The 15,895-nt window shown below is 76.7% G+C and carries 5 protein-coding genes and 1 pseudogene; 5 read left to right on the forward strand and 1 reads right to left on the reverse strand.

The window, feature by feature from the left end; translation table 11 throughout:
- The first annotated feature begins 4 nt into the window (after nt 1-4).
- From ACH4SL_RS35395 to ACH4SL_RS35415, 5 genes are all read left to right on the forward strand, one after another.
- Nucleotides 5-865, forward strand: a complete 861-nt coding sequence (locus ACH4SL_RS35395) for a DUF4132 domain-containing protein (RefSeq protein ID WP_398453895.1) — start codon at nt 5-7, stop codon at nt 863-865.
- Nucleotides 862-6,000 carry a hypothetical protein gene (locus tag ACH4SL_RS35400; protein WP_398453898.1) on the forward strand — a complete coding sequence of 1,713 codons (5,139 nt, stop codon included), beginning with the start codon at nt 862-864 and terminating at the stop codon, nt 5,998-6,000. The genes ACH4SL_RS35395 and ACH4SL_RS35400 overlap by 4 nt, the downstream gene beginning before the upstream one ends.
- On the forward strand, nt 5,997-7,208 hold the full coding sequence (locus ACH4SL_RS35405) for an AAA family ATPase (protein WP_398453900.1): 1,212 nt from the start codon (nt 5,997-5,999) through the stop codon (nt 7,206-7,208). The genes ACH4SL_RS35400 and ACH4SL_RS35405 overlap by 4 nt, the downstream gene beginning before the upstream one ends.
- A 628-nt stretch (nt 7,209-7,836) precedes the next feature.
- On the forward strand, nt 7,837-11,916 hold the full coding sequence (locus ACH4SL_RS35410; protein WP_398453902.1) for a DUF5682 family protein: 4,080 nt from the start codon (nt 7,837-7,839) through the stop codon (nt 11,914-11,916).
- Nucleotides 11,913-13,685, forward strand: coding sequence for a hypothetical protein (locus ACH4SL_RS35415; RefSeq protein WP_398453904.1), 1,773 nt, complete (start codon nt 11,913-11,915; stop codon nt 13,683-13,685). Before ACH4SL_RS35410 ends, ACH4SL_RS35415 begins: the two co-directional genes overlap by 4 nt.
- A gap of 31 nt (nt 13,686-13,716) precedes the next feature.
- Here the strand turns inward: ACH4SL_RS35415 and ACH4SL_RS35420 are convergent.
- A pseudogene (locus ACH4SL_RS35420) lies at nt 13,717-15,891 on the reverse strand (DEAD/DEAH box helicase).
- Between the last annotated feature and the right edge of the window lie 4 nt (nt 15,892-15,895).

The raw sequence follows: 15,895 nt of genomic DNA on the forward strand, positions 1-15,895 counted from the left end.
GCGCATGGGGTGGGTTCCGGCGGGCGACTACGAAGTCGCTCTGGAGGCGGGCAAGGTGGTCTGCCGCAACGGGAAGGGCCGACGGCTGAAGTCCGTTCCGGCCAGCTTGAAGGACGACCCGGCGGTCGTCGGGCTCCGGCAGTTGACCGAGTGGCTGGAGCGGCACGAACGCCGCTGCCTGACCGACGTCGAGCAGTGGATGGTGCGTTCGCTGCCCGTCCCCACGGCGGTGCTCGCCCAGGTCTGGCCCGACCCCGCGTGGCAGGCGGCGCTGCGCGACGTGGTCGTCACCGGCGCGGACGGCGGGGTCGCCGGGTTCCTGCGCGATGTCGACCCCGACCGCGGTCTCGGCCTCGTCGACCTGGACGGGGACACGGTCCGCATCACCCCGGACGTCGTCAGCGTGCCCCATCCCGCCCTCCTCGAAGACCTGGACGAGCTGCGGGAGTTCGCCGTCGAGCTGGGGGTGCGGCAGAACGTGGAGCAGCTGTTCCGCGAGGTGTGGCACCGCCCGCCGGGCCTCGCCCCGGACACCACCTCCGTGACCGACTACGCCGGCGGTGCCTTCAAGGAACTGCGCTTCCTGCACGGCCGTGTCACCCAGCTCGGCTACCGGTCGCGCGGCGGATACGCGGTCTGCCCGGTCGTCGAGGACGGCGCCACCACCGAGGCGCGCATCTGGATCGGCGAGCACGACGGATACGACGCGTACGGCACCGAGACCGGCCCCCTGGGCTGGACCGACCCCGCGGGGCGCGCGCTGACGGCCGCCGAGGTCGGCCCGGTCGCGTGGTCCGAGGGCATGCGCATGGCGGCGGCGCTCTACGCCGGCCGCGACGTCGAGGACGAGGAGCGGGCGGCATGAGCACCACGACGGCGACCACCACCGCGACGGCACCGCGCACGCCGCTCCTCCCCGACCCGGCCCGTGGCAAGAACGCCGCGGCCCTGCTGGACGCGGGCTCGATCCTGCCGGTCGGCACCACCGACCGGGAGGACGCCGACGCGCTGACCGCCCGCACGTACGCGCACCCCGCCCTCGGCGACCGCCCCGTGGTCCGGCTCGTGCCCGGCACCCTCGGCGAAGCCGAGGACCTGGCCCTGGAGTTCCTCGGGCTGGCCCGGACCGCCGAGGCCCCCGTCGTCGGCCAGGTGCGCCGCGAGACGCTGGGCTTCCCGGCCTGGGCGCTGGTCAACGACCCGGCCAACGGGCACCACGCCCTGGCCCTGGTCAAGGACATCGAGCGGCTGGGCCGGCAGGCCAGGACCCGCGCCGGAGCGGCCAAGGACGGCTTCGACGCACTCGGCACCCGCCTCGGCCGGGCCGTGCCCCACTTCCTCCCCACCTACTACGAGCAGGTGGCACGCCTCTTCCTCCAGGCCGAGAACACCGCCTACGCCGCCTCCTTCTTCGGCAAGGCCCGCGAGGCCGAGCGGGTGCACGGGCTGGTCGTGGACGAGGACCGGCAGCGGGCCGTCTTCCTGGAGTTCGCCTTCGCCGGTGCGCTGACCGTCAAGGCCCTGCGGCAGTACGTGCGGGACCTGGTGGCCCGGCTCGCGCCGGCGGACGCCTGGGCGCAGTTCCGCCGTCTGCTGGTCGAGCGCTGCGCGGCCGGCATGCCGCCGTACGCGGCGCTGCCGCAGGACGTGCGCGCGCTGGTCAAGGCCGCCGGGCTGGACCGCGAGGCCGCCGAACGCGAGCTGGTGGCCGATCTGATCGGCTCCCCGGGAGTCGTCCGCGCCCCCGCCTCGTTCTGGGCGGCCTACCGCGGCGCGCTCGTCACCCTGGCCCGGCAGGACGCGGCCGTACGGGCCCGGCTCCTCGGCTTCTTCCCGGAGACCTTCAGCGAGGGCGGCAAGGACAAGGACGGCGAATGCGACTGGCTCGCGTTCCTGGCCGTGTCCGGCGCCGAGGACCTGCTGACCGCCCTCCCGGCCACCTCCGACGACTCCCCCGCCGCCGCGTCCGTCTCCCCGGCGGACTGGACCGCCCGCTGGGAGGCGCACCGCCGGCGCCACCGGGCCACCGCGGGCCGCAGCCCGCAGACCCTCGACCTGGTCGCCCGGATGGCGGACCGGCTGCGCGCCGACGGGCGCCCCGTCGAGCTGTTCCAGGGCCGCTGGCAGCGCAACGCCGACCTGGACCTCCTCGACCTCTGCCTGGCCCGCGGCATCCCCGTCGCCGAGCCGGACGACGAGGACGTGGCGCGAACCTGGGCCCCCGCTCTCCCGGTCGGCCCGTGGCTCACCGACACCGCGCCGGGCGCACGGGACCTCACCGCCGTCGCCGAACAGCCCCTCTTCCGCGCCCTTCTGACGCGCAGCGTCGGCAGCCTCGGCGACCACCACCAGCGGCTGGACGACACCGTCACGGCGAGGCTGGCGGCGCACCCGGTGCTCTCCGGCATCCTGCGCGAGTGGCTGACCGCCCGCGCCGAGGAGTACGCGGCCGCGCGCGGGCTCCCCGGGCTGCGCACCGCTCTCGACCGGCTCTCGCCGTTCCGGACCGTCGCCGCGGACGTCGCCCCGGAGGCCGTACGGCTCGTCGAGGGCCGCGATGTCGTGCCGCTGCTCGCGTCCACCCTGCGTACCGGGGTCTTCGACGAACTGGGCTGGCCCGCGCTCGACGAGACGTACGCCGAACTGCTCGCCGAGGCCGCGGCCGCGCGCCGGCAGCACCACAGCTCGGAGAGCGTCGGTGTCAACGGGGCCTGGCCCGCCCTGATCCTGAACACCCTCGAACGGGCCGTCGTCGTCGGCCCGGAAGGCGTTCTGCTGCGGCACACCCTGCGGCTGCCCGCCGCCGTCAACCGCTGGCGGCCCCTCGCCTTCCGCTACGTCGACGGCGAGTTGCTGGTCGTCTGGTGGGAGGAGGGCAAGCAGCACGGCTACTGGTCGCACCGCCCCGCCGAGGTGTTCACCGTCGGCGGCGAGCAGATCTCGCGCTGGGGCGGCTCCGACCCCTCGGACGAGGTCTGCCTGCCGCTGCCCACCGGCGGCCGCGCCACCGGCGGCAAGGCCCTGCACGCGGGCGACACCTCCCTCCCGCCGCAGCGCGCCGTGATCTCCGACGGCACCGGCCACTGGCGGGAAGGCCACCAGGGCACGGAGCAGGTGTGGCTGGAGTACGACCCGGCCAGCGGCACGCACGGCCGCGCGTCCCTCCCCGCCTTCCTCCGCTCCGGGATCCAGGAGGGCACCCGGCTGCTCACCGAGCACTGCCAGGTACTGCCCCTCCAGCCCGGTCTGGAGGCCACCCCGTTCGGCACGGACGGCACGGTCCTCGGCCGCTGGGTCCGCCGCACGGTCGCCGAGCCCGGCACGGCCGACCCCGCCCACGGGCACCGATTCGTCGCCGGCACCCCCGACGGCCGCACGGTCGCCCTGCCGCTCCTGCCCGACGGCAGCTCCCCGGTGCCGCTCGGCGCCCTCGCCCTGCCCGGCGGATCACGGCCGGTCGCCGCCCGGCGCCACGGCCACGTCGAAGCGCACCCGGCGGACACGGACGGCACCGGTGGCTTCCTGTGGTCCGTCTCCCCGGGCCCCTCCGGTACGAACGACGCGACGGGCACGCCCTACGTGCCTCCCGTCGCCTACTGGCACGCCCTGCGCCCGCGGGACGAGCGGGGCTCCGCCGCCCTGCGGGAGCTGACGGACTCACGGGCGCGGGAGCTGTTCGAGGTGGTCGCCGCCGCGGTCGACCGGCACGCGGCGGCCTTCCGGGCCGTCGAGGAGTACACCGGGCCCTCGTCGCGGGAGATGAGCCTGGAGGCCGTCGCCCGGGTGCTGCCCGAGGTGTCCGACGCGCGGCTGCTCGCGGGCGTCACCGCGTTCGTCCGGAACGCGGTGGACCGGGCCGCCGCGGCCGCGCGGTATCTGGAACGGCCCGAGCCCGCGCGGCCGGCCACCCCCCGGGACACCGCGCGCACCCGGGGCATGTTCTTCGACCACGAGCCCGAGCACGGCGACGACACGACGCTGCGGGACGCCTCCGCCTGGGGCTCCGCGCGCATGCAGGGCAGCTGGTGGGGAGGCGGGAGCCGCTGGACGGTGATCCAGCAGATCCTCGCCGTCAACCATGTCCTCGGCGGTGAGCCGGCCTTCGGTCCGCCCACGCCGTCCAAGGTCCGGTTCACCCCCGTGGACGGCTGGGAGCGGGAGGAGAACACCGTGCCCGGCGGCACGCTGACGTGGACCTCCCTCCTGGACAAGCTGCCCGAACTGGCCTACCGGGCCGCCTCGGCGACCACCTCCCCCGAGCACCGCGCCGCGCTCCTGGTGCTGCTGGAAGCCCTGGCCGCGGGCCCGCTGGCCGACCCCGCGGGCACCGTCCGGCAGGTGGAGCTCGTCGAGTCGTTCGGCAGCGGGACACCCGCGCGGGGACACCAGGACGCCGTGCACCGCCTCGGGCAGGTGCTGCGCAGGGGCAGCCGCACCGTCGTCGTCCTCGCTGACCACGGCCGGAACTTCTGGGACAACACCGCCCGTTGGCTTGCCCTGGACCACGACCCGACCGGCGCCTTCGGCCCCGTTCCCGGCTTCACCCTGGAGAACGAGCGCGTCCACCGGCAGGGCATCGACCGCGACCGGCTCACCCGTCTCACCGCCCTGCTGCGCGAGCAGGGCCCGGCGCCCTGGCGTCCGGAGGCCGCCGAGGCCTTCCACACGGCCACCGGAATCGGCCCCCTCCAGTCCGCCGCCCTGCTGTCGGCGGCCGTCGAGGAGCCCGGCGCCGAAGCACTCGCGCTGCTCGGCATGAAGACCCGTGTCTTCGCCACGGCCCGGGCCCGGCTGGACGCCCTGCCCCGCGACGACCGGCACGCCCTGCTCCGCGCGCTGCTGCCCGCGGACCCGGCCGAGCTGTGGTCCACCGGTCCCGACGTCCGGGCCGCCGCCGAGGTCTGGCGCGAGCGCCTGGCCTCCCTCGTCCGCGTCCCCGAGGAGCTGGACCTCGACCTGTCCGGCTCCGGCCCGGGCGCCGTCGAACTGGTCCTCAACGCGGGCTCCCGGACCTGGCTCGACCACGGCACGGGCGTCTACGACGGCGCCGGGCGCCCGGGCCCGCGCCTGGTCAGCGCACACGGCGCGGTTTCCGCGGCCCTGACCGCCCTGCGCACCCTCGCCTACACGCTGCCGTACGGGCACCCCCTGCGGGCGCACCTGCCCGTGGGGCTCGCGGCCCTGCGCGACCGCCTCGCCGACCCCGGCCTGGTGCTGGACCTCGGTCTGGAGTGGACGGAGTCGGGGGGCTCGGTCGGCCCCGCCGTGCGCGCCGCCCACGGGCTCCCCGAGTCCGGCGGCGCGGGCGGCGACGGACTGGTCCGGGCCGGCGAGGCGCTGCTCCTCGCCCCCGGCCACGGCAACAACGAGAAGCTGCTGATACGCCCGGCCGGCCTGACCGGCCCCGACGACCCGGCGTTCGGCCTTGTCGAGGGCACCGTCGGCCCCCACCACACCGGCGACCTGCTCGCCCTGCGCGCGCTGCTGGGCGAGCAGATCGACGCGCTGGTCTCGGCCGGCGCCCCGGACGGCTCCCCGCACCACCCGGCGCAGGACCCGGCCCGTACGGTGCCGGAGCTGCTGGCCGAGGCCGCCGAGACCCTCGGCCTGGGCGCGGACGCCGCGGCCCTCTACCTGATGCTGCTCGCCCTGCCCGACCCCACGGACCGCAACTACGCCCGCTGGACGGGGTGGACACCGGCCCGGGTCAAGAAGGCCCGGACGGAACTCGCCGCCACCGACCTCGTCGTGGAGGCGAAGCGCTCCCGCGCCGGCCGCAGCCTGTTCCTCCCCTGCGGCTGGCTCGAACGCGGCGCCCCCGGGCTGCCGTTGGAGACCTGGAAGGAAGGCCTCTACCCCGTGGCCGGGTCCGCCCGGACCCTGCCCCACCTCCCCGTGCCCGCGCTGTTCGCAGCCGCCTGGGCACGCGTCCGCGGCGGCGACGCCCCCGCCTTCGAAGAACTGGACACCCGCGCATCCCGGAAGGGCCGCCGCCGATGACGACCGACACCACGACCACCACGGACAGCCCCGTCCCGGACCGGGCGGCGGCGTCCGGCACGGAGCACCGCCAGGTCACGCCGCCCGAGGACCGGTACGCCGCCGAGCTGGCCTTCCTCGCCGCCCACGACGCCGGGCCCCGCCCGCCCGGCTGGCTGCTCACCCCGCGCGCCGTCGTCACCTTCGTGATGGGCAGCACGGGCGAGGCGCTGAGCCTGCCGAAGGGCGCCGTGGCCGGAGCCGGGGTGCCGCGCCGCCTGGTGATCGACGAGAAGTTCGTCGGCGAACGCGCCCTGGTCGAACGGTGCGTGGTCACCCTCGCCGGGGAGCGCGGGCTCCTCCTCGTGGGCGAGCCCGGCACCGCCAAGTCCATGCTCTCCGAGCTGCTGGCGGCGGCCGTCTGCGGGACCAGCGCGCTCACCGTGCAGGGCACCGCGGGCACCACCGAGGACCAGCTCAAGTACGGCTGGAACTACGCGCTGCTGCTCGCCCAGGGCCCCACCGAGCAGGCGTTGGTGCCCTCCCCCGTCCTCGCCGCCATGACCCGGGGGGCCGTCGCCCGCGTCGAGGAGGTCACCCGCTGCCTGCCGGAGGTACAGGACGCCCTGGTGTCCCTGCTCTCCGAGCGGCGCGTCGCGGTCCCCGAACTCGCGGGCGGCGAGGGCGCCCAGGTGCACGCGGCCCCCGGGTTCGCCCTCATCGCCACCGCCAACCTGCGGGACAAGGGCGTCTCGGAGATGTCCGCCGCGCTCAAGCGCCGCTTCAACTTCGAGACGGTGGGCCCCATCGGCGACGTGGACGCCGAGACCGCGCTCGTCCGGCGCCAGTCGCGCGCCGCCGTCGAACGTGCGGGCGCGGCCTACCAGGTCGACGACGCGGTCCTCGAAGCCCTCGTCACCGCCTTCCGTGACCTGCGCGAGGGCCGCTCCGCGGAGGGCTGGGAGGTCGAACGCTCCTCGACGGTGATGAGCACGGCGGAGGCCGTCTCCGTCGCGGGCTCCCTGGCCCTGGCCGCCGCCTACTTCCCCGGCGACCGGGACATCCTCTCCCTCCTCCCCGGCCACCTCCTCGGCGTCGTCCGCAAGGACGACCCCGCGGACGCGGCCCGCCTGCTGGGTTACTGGGACGGCCCGGTCCGCAGACGCGCGGAACAGGGCTCGGCGACCTGGCGCGCCCTGTGGGACCTGCGCGCGGTGCTGGAGAGCTGAGCGGATGAGCGAGTCGACTGCTGCTGAGGCCCAGCACGCCGCGGCACCGCCGACCGCCGGCGGGGGGCTGGCCGCCGGCGGGGGGCTGGCCTCGGGCGGGGCGCCGTCTGCTGGCGAGGGCCCGTACGCCGCTGGGGGGCCATCTGCCGACGGGGTGCCGTCCACGGCCGGGGGGCCGGTCTCTGGCGAGGCGCCGTCTGCTGGCGGGGTGCCGTACGCCGCCGGGGGACCATCTGCCGACGGGGTGCCGTCCACGGCCGGGGGGCCGGTCTCTGGCGAGGCGCCGTCTGCTGGCGGGGTGCCGTACGCCGTGGGGGCGCCGTCTGCCGCCGAGCTGGGGGCCTCCGCCGAGGGGCCGTCCGCGGGCAGGGTGCCGTACGCCAGTGGGGTGCGGTCAGCCGCCGAGGGGCCTTACGCCGCCAAGCCGCGGTCCACTGCCGGGGTGCCAGCCGACGCCGGGGTGCCGTCTGCCGACGGAGAGCCGTACGCCGCTGAGTTGCGGTCCGCGGCCGAGGGGCCGTCCACCTCCGAGGGGCCAGCCGACGCCGGGGCGCCGTACGCCGCCGGTGCACCGGCTCTCTCTACGGCGCAGGGCCCGGCGGCGGGGCCCGCCGGGCCGGAGGCCGCGGTGGCGGTCCTCGCGGCGAGCGGGCCCGGGCTGCCGTTCCTGATCGGGGTACGCCACCACGCGCCCTCGCTGGCGGCCGCCCTCCCGGCGCTGCTGGACGCGGCGGCTCCCGACGTCCTCCTCGTCGAGCTGCCCGCCGAATTCCAGCCCTGGCTGGGCTGGCTCGCCCACGAGGAGACGGAGGCCCCGGTGGCGCTGGCCGCCGTACCCGCCTACGGGGCCGGGCCCGGGCCCGGCCCGGCAGGCGAACAGGGGCCGGCCTTCTACCCCTTCGCGGACTTCTCGCCCGAACTGGTCGCCCTGCGCTGGGCGGCAAGGAACGGGGTTCCGGCGGTGGCCTGCGATCTGCCGCTGGCCGACCGGGCGTGGGCGGGGGGAGGTCCGGACGCTCCCCCTGCTCCCGACTCCGCACCCGGGCCGGGGCAGGGGCAGGGGCTGTCCGCCGCGCTGCGGTCCCGGCTCACCGGCCGGGACGGCGAGGACCTGTGGGACCGGCTGGTGGAGGCCCGCGCACCCGGTTCGACACCCGAGGCGCTCCGCCGTGCCGCCCTCCTCACCGGCTGGGCCCTGCGCCGCGAGGCCGAGGCAGGGGGCGGTGTGGACGGCACGGACCTGGTGCGCGAGACCTGTATGCGTGGACACCTCGCCGAGGCCCTGGCGAACGGGCGGCGGCCCGCCGTGGTGGTGGGAGCCTTCCACGCCCCGGCGCTGCTGCTGTCCGCCACGGGGAGCGGCGAGGTATCCGGCCCGGACGCACCGGGCGTGCCGGGCGCTTCGGACGCGTCCGGGCCGGGGACGCCCGAGCGGGCGTCTGAGCCGGGGCCGCCCGAGTCAGGGGCGGACGGGCTAGAGGCGTCCGCGCCACGGTCATCCGCGCCGCACGCGCCCGAACCACGGTCGTCCCAGCCGGACGCGTCCGGACCAGGGCCGTCCCAGCCGGACGCACCCGAGCCAGGGGCGTCCGAGCCGAGGCCGCCCGTACCAGGACCGTCCGAGCCGGGGGCCGACGGGCTAAGGGCGACCGCGCCGGACGCGCCCGTACCAGGGCCGTCCGCGTCGCACGCGTCCGGGCCCGGAACGGGCAGCCACGTGAACGGCGCCGCCGAGGCACCGGCCTGCACCGTCTCGCTCGTCCCGTACACGTACCCGTTGCTCGACTCGCGGTCCGGCTATCCGGCCGGGATCCGGGATCCGGAGTGGCAGCACACCGTCCTGGAGGCCGCCGGGGACCCGGCCGCGCTGCACGAGGCGCTGGTCCGCACCGCGGTCCGCGTCTGCGCCGCGCTGCGCGAGCAGGGGCACCCCTACGGGCCGGCGGACGGCCGGGAGGTCGTGCGGGTGGCGGGGGATCTGGCCCGCCTGCGCGACCTGCCCGCCGCGGGGCGCGGTGAATTCCTGGAGGCCGTGCAGACGGTGCTGGGGCGCGGCGAGACGTACGGCACGGGCCGCGCGGTCGCCCGCGCCCTCGATCACGTGCTCGTCGGAGCCCGCACCGGGCGGCCCACGCGCGCCGCCCCGCGCAGCGGGCTGGGCCCCGCCGTCGAGGCCGAGGCCGCGGCGCTCTCCCTCCCGGGCCCGGGGGACGCGCACGAGCGGACACCGCGCGACCTCCGGCTCGACCCGGCGCGCTCCGCCCTGGACCGGCGCCGCGAACTGCTGCTGCGCAGGCTGACGGTGTGCGGCATCGCCTACGCGCAGGAGCAGGAGGTGACCGGCGCGGCGGGCACGGAGGGGCTCACCACGCGCTGGCAGGTGCGGTGGACCCCGGCGACAGCCGCGACGCTCACCGCGGCCGGGGCCCGCGGCGTCACCGCGGCGCAGGCGGCCGAGGGCGTACTGCGGCAGCGGCACACGGCCGAGCGCGCGGAGGGCGGCCCGACGGCCGCCCAGGTCATCCGCGGTCTCACGGAGGCCGCCGGATGCGGGCTCCCCGCCTTGACGGACGAGCGGCTGACGGAAGTGGCCGCCGTACTTCCCGCGAGCGGCACGCTTCCCGAACTCCTCGCCGGACTCGACCTGCTGGACCGCCTCGACGCCGGCCACCTGCCGGGCCTCGCCGTGCCCGACGACCCCTCGGCCCCCGACACTGCTGCCGCCGCCCGTGCCGCCCGCACCGCGCGCGCGGTCGAACTCCTGACCTCGGCCGCGGTCCGCCAGGTCGACGGCCTGACCGGCTCCGAGAAGCCCGAGGACGCCCGCGCGCTGCTCGAACTGTCCCAGCGGGCCGACCGGGTGGGCGGTATCCGGCTCACCGACGCCCTCGCCCGGCTGGCCGCGGACGGCACCCCGCTGATCGCCGCGGCCGCCGGGGCGGTCAGGGTGCTCACGGGCCACGAAGAAGCCGGCGTCTTCGGGGCGCGCGTCGCCTCCTGGGTGGACGGGGCCGTGCACAGCGACTCCCGGGCCGCGCTCGCCGCCCGCCTCACCGGCGTCCTGACGGTGGCGGGCCCGCTGCTGACCGTCGGCATCGGCGCGCTCGACCCGTTGCTGCACCGGGTCGTCGAGCTGGACGACGCCGCGTTCCTGACCCGGCTGCCGGCGCTGCGCGGTGGCTTCGACACCCTGAGCCCGGCCGCCCGGGAACGGCTGCTGGACACCGTCGAGGAGCGGCTGGGCGAACGGGTGGACACCCTCGGCGCGGACGATCCGGCGGAGCTGGCCCGCCGGACGGCCGCCGACCTCGCGGCCCGCGAGCTGCTGGCCGCACTCGGCCTGCCCGTCCCGCCCCCCGCGCACGACGGCCCGTTCACCCCGCCGTCCGACCACCCCGCCACCGCCACCGCCACGGGGACCGTCCCCACCACCGCCACCGTCCCCTCTACCGAGATCGCCCCCGCCACCACACCCGCCACCGCAAGCGGAAACGCACCCGCACCCGCCGGCACTCCCGCCACCGGGACCGCCGACGCCACCGCCACCGCCAGCGCCAGCGGAAACGCCCCCGCCCCCGCTCGGACCCTCGCGCCCGCCGACCGGTGGCGGCTCGTGCTCGGCCGGCGTCCCGAACAGCTGCCGCCCGCCGCCACCCGGCTGGCGACCGCCCTGGACGAGCTGTACGGCGCGGGACACGGCGAGGGATCCCGCAGCGGCCTGCCCGGCGACGGCCACGGTGGCGGCTCCGGACCGCGCGGCGGCCGGGAGCCGTCGTACCCCGGGGTCCGCGAGTGGTCCGAGGAGCTGGCCGCGCTGTTCGGCCCCGGCATCCGCGAGGAGGTCCTCGCCGCCGCGGCCGCGGCAGGCCGGCAGGACGTCCTCGCCGCACTCGACCCGGCGGCCGCCACCCCCTCCGTCGAACTGCTCCGGACGATCCTGCGGTACGCCGGCGGCCTTCCCGAAGCCCGCATCGCGGCGCTCCGGCCCCTGGTCCGCCGCCTGGTCGACGAGCTGACCCGGCAGCTGGCCACCCGGCTGCGCCCCGCCCTCACCGGCACGATGTCGCCCCGGCCCACCCGCCGCCCCGGCGGCCGGCTGGACCTGCCGCGTACGCTGCGCGCCAACCTGGCCACCGCCCGCCGCACGGCCGACGGAACGGTCCGGGTGATCCCGGAGAAGCCGGTTTTCCGCGGTCGCGTCCGCCGGTCGGCCGACTGGCGCCTGATCCTGGTCACCGACGTCTCCGGATCCATGGAGGCGTCCACGATCTGGTCCGCGCTGACCGCCTCCGTACTCGCCGGTGTCCCGGCCCTGAGCACGCACTTCCTGGCCTTCTCCACGGAGGTCGTCGACCTCACCGGCCATGTGCACGATCCGCTCTCCCTCCTGCTGGAGGTGAGCGTGGGCGGGGGCACGCACATCGCCGCCGGGCTGCGGCACGCCCGCAGCCTGGTCGCGGTGCCCGCCCGCACCCTCGTCGTCGTCATCAGCGACTTCGAGGAGGGAGCGCCGCTCGGCGGGCTGCTGGCCGAGGTGCGGGCCCTGGTGAACACCGGCTGCCACGTCCTCGGGTGCGCGAGCCTCGACGACGCCGGCCGGCCCCGCTACTCGACGGGCGTGGCCGGGCAGCTCGTGGCCGCCGGCATGCCCGTGGCAGCGCTCAGCCCACTCGAACTGGCCCGCTGGATAGGGGAGAAGACCGCGTGACCGCCGCCCAGTTGCCACCCGTCGCGCCGGAGGTCACGGCCACACTGGTGGAGGACCTCTCGCCCCGGCTGCGCAAGCGGCTGGACGCGATGGTCGCCAAGCTCGGCGCCCGCCCGACGCAGCGCGCCGGGGACACGGTGACGGTCGCGCTCGACGACGACACCGAGCTGCGCCTGCACGCCCCGGGCGGCGTGGTGGCGACGGCGGACGCCATCACCTGCGGCTGCCTCCTCGCCCCGGCGTGCGTGCACCGCGCGGCCGCCGCCTGCGCCGCTCCCACGGCGGAGCCGGCGGACCCGGCGCCGGAGCCCGCCGGCCTGCCCGCGCAGGCGGCCCCCGAACCCGCCCCGGACACCGCTTCCCCGCCCGAAGAGGCCGATCCGGCCCAACGCGCCGCCGCCGACGCCCTGTGGGCGGCGGGCGCCGCCGTGCTGGAGGCCGGTGTCGACGGGGCCGGCGCCGTCACCCAGTCGGCCCTGCTCCGGGCCGCGCACACCGCCCGGCTCCGGCACCTGCCGCGCGCCGCGGGCGCCGCGCTGTCCGTCGTCACGCTGCTGCGCGCGGCCCGCGCCGGGAGCCCGTCCTACCGGACCGCCGACCTGGTCACGGCCCTGACCGAACTCCTGGGCACCGCACGCCGGGTGGGGACGGCCTCCGGGGCGGAGCTGGCCGCCGTCAGGGGCCGTGCGCGCCGCCCGTACAGCCCGGACGGCTCGCTGCGCCTGTACGGCCTGTTCACCGAACCCGTCGTCACCGACTCGGGGCACGGCGGCGTCCGCACCTGGGTCGCCGGAGCCGACGGCCGCCTCTGCACGGTCGGCGACGTGGCGCCCGGCGGCGTCGGGCGCGCCCTGGGCGTGGCCGACCGGGCCGTACGCCTGGGGGACAGCGCGCTCACGCACCGGGAGCTGGGCCGGGCCGGGTTGGCGGTCTCGGGGGCGACGATCTCCCCGGACGGCAGGCTGGGCGCGGGCAAGGGCGTCAAGGCCGTCACCGCCCGGGGCGCGGCCTGGACGGAGCCGCCGCTCGCCGCCCTGTGGGAGAGCCCGCCGTCCGAACAGGCCGCCCGCGCCCTGCGGTTCACCTCCCGCTACGCGGACCCGGACGCCGGCGGCAGCGACCTGCTCTTCCTGGACGTCGAACTCCTCGGCGCCGTAAGGGAGTCGGGCGGTACGTGCCTGCTCGCACGGGACGCGGGAGGCCTACTCGTCCGCCTCGCCGCCGCCGGCGACGACCCGGCGCTGGCCCACCGCGACAACCTGACGCTGCTGGCCGCGGCGCCGGGCACGCAGCTGAGGATCATCGGCCGCCTGCTGCCCGCCCCCCACCCCCGGCTCACCCTCCTCGCCTGCTCGCACCCCACCGGCGAGGGCACGGTCGACCTCGGCCTCGACCGCCTGCGCCGCGCCGACCTCCCGACCCCGTCCGCCCCCGCACACCCCGCCCCGCCGCAGCACGGCGAGCCCGGCGCGCACTCCCCCCTGTACCTCCTGGAGCGCCGCGTCGAGCAGGCGGTCCTGGCGGGCCGCGCCCCCCTCGGCATGCTCGGCGACGTCACCCCCGAATCCGTCCGCCTCCGCCGCGCGGGCCTCCCCACGGCAGCCGGACTCCTCACCACCCTGTCCACCTCGGCGTCCCACCGCACCCGCGACCACTTCGGCCGCCTCCTCCCCACCGACACCGACGCCTTCACCACCTCCTGGCTGACCGCCGCCCGCTACACGGCCGCCGTGACCGAATCCCTGTGCGCGTCAGCCTGGCACCCGTAGCCCCGCCGCGCCCCGGCCCTCGGACGACGGGTCACGGCGAGGGCCTCTCGTCCGTCATACCCAGCCGTGCCTGTTCCTCCTCGACGATGCGACGTGCCAACTCGGTGTCCGACACGTCGACCGCGTCCGGGGTGGCTTCGGCCACGGCGCTGCGGCGGGCATAGGCGTCGAACAGGCGCGTCTTGGTCTCCAGCATCTTCACCATGCGTTCGTCCACGCCCCCGGTGGCGAGGATGCGGTGCACGCGGACCGGCCTGACCTGGCCCATACGGTGGGCCCGGGCCACCGCCTGGTGTTCGACGGTCGGCTTGATCTGGGGTTCGCAGATGACGACGACGGAGGCGGCCTGCATGTTGAGGCCGACGCCCGCTGCCTGGATCTGCCCCAGGAGCACGGCAGGGCCCCGGACACCGGCGAAGTCGTCGACGATCTCCTGGCGGCGCCGGGCCGGGACGCCGCCGGTCAGCGGACCGAACACCGGAGCGTCCGTGGCGGTCCCGGCCGCGAGGGCCTCCTTCACCACGCCCAGTACGTCCTTGAAGTTGGAGAAGACCACTGTCTTCTGCCCGTTCTCGCCGGCCTCCTGGACTATCTCCAGGAGCCGGTCCAGCTTGGCCGACTTCTCTGGGCGCATGTACGCGGCCCTGCGCATGGCCATGAAGTTGCCCGCGCGCACGGCCTCGCGGTAGGCCTCCTCGTCCGAAGCGCTCAACTCCTCCCACTCGTCGGTCTGTTGGAGACTGGGGAGTTCCGTCAGCACGTCCTCCTGGTTGCGCCGCAGGTAGACCGGGGCCACGGCCTTGCGGAAGGCGACCGATCCGGCCAACGCGTCCCGTTCGCCGAGGGAGTCCGCGACGTCGCCGTCGAGCATCCGGACCAGGTTGCGGAATTCCGCCACCCGGTTCTCCATCGGGGTCCCGGTCATGAAGAGGGTGCGCTCGCAACGCTCCGTCCACAGGGCGACCGACCGGGACCGCTTGGTCTCCGGGTTCTTCACGGAGTGCGCTTCGTCGACGACCAGGAGTCCGACCTCCCCGCCGCCCGGCGCCGGAAACCCGCGCAGTGCGTCGAACGTCGTCACCCCCACCCCGCCCCGCCCCTTCCAGTCGGCGAACGCGTCGTGCCGGTCGGGGCCGTGGAGCACCATGACGCGCAGGGCGCTGCGGTCCTCGATCTCCCGAGTCCAGTTCACCAGGACGCTCGCCGGGCAGACGACCATGAAGTGGCTCTGCCCCTCGGCGGCCAGGTGGGCGAGGACGGCGATCGCCTGGATGGTCTTCCCGAGGCCCATCTCGTCGCCGAGTATCACCCTGCGCTGCGCGAGCGCGAACCGTGCGCCGAACGCCTGGTAGCCGCGCAGGGAGACCCGCCGGTGGGTGTCGTCGAGGTGCTGGGTCCGTACCCGCTCCGCGATCTCGTCCGGCAGGAAGCCCTCCGCGGCAGCCGCGTCCGGCAGCCGCCCGGAGATCTCGGCGAGGAGGCTGTAGTACTCCGCGGAGCGGAGTTCGAAGTCCACCCAGGCCTCGACGTCGGACGGGAGCCCCCGGAGCAGGTCCACCGACGCCTAGGCGAGCAGCTCGGGCAGGCCGGCCCGCTCCGCCTCGTCCACCAGCGACCGGATCCCGGCGACCGCCGCCCACGCGCGGGCCTTCTTCTCCCGGCCGGCCAGCAGCATCCTGACCCTCCCGGCGGCGGGCCTCGCGTCGGCCAGCAACGGACCGAGCTGTTCCGCCAGGGCGGTGGCCTTGTCGACCGCACGCCGGGCGTCCGGGCCGGCCTGCACCAGGACGTGCAGGGCCATGACAAGCGCGGTGGTGCGCGGCTCCGGCCTGTCCACGTCGATGTGGACGGCCACGGTCTCGTGCACGGCCTCGGAGAGTCGGCGGGCGGCGGCGAGCATCTGGTCGACGGTGCGCTGCCCGACACCGGGAATCTGCCGCAACCGGTAGGGACCCGCTTCGAGGACACTGCCCAGGGTGCGCAGCCCGCTCTTCTCGACGCTCCCCAGCCGCAGCCGCCCTTCGGTGACGTCCTGCAACCGGGCGACGGGAATGGTGTCGAGCTCCCGCTTCACCGCCGCATCGTGCAGCGGCTTCAGCGCCGCCCGCACCGCCTCCACCGCCCGCCCGTGGTCACCGACCACTGCCTGAGCCGCCTCGTGCAGTCGCGCTCCCCCCGCGACCGTGTCCCGCTCCCCACGCCCCACGCTC

Source organism: Streptomyces sp. NPDC021020, assembly GCF_044333285.1.
In the GTDB taxonomy this organism is placed as follows: domain Bacteria; phylum Actinomycetota; class Actinomycetes; order Streptomycetales; family Streptomycetaceae; genus Actinacidiphila.

What these genes read in the sequence shown, in the direction of transcription:
- ACH4SL_RS35405 (WP_398453900.1), top strand. Translation starts at nt 5,997, where the DNA reads ATGACGACCGACACCACGACCACCACGGACAGCCCCGTCCCGGACCGG.
- ACH4SL_RS35400 (WP_398453898.1), top strand. Translation starts at nt 862, where the DNA reads ATGAGCACCACGACGGCGACCACCACCGCGACGGCACCGCGCACGCCG.
- ACH4SL_RS35395 (WP_398453895.1), top strand. Translation starts at nt 5, where the DNA reads ATGGGGTGGGTTCCGGCGGGCGACTACGAAGTCGCTCTGGAGGCGGGC.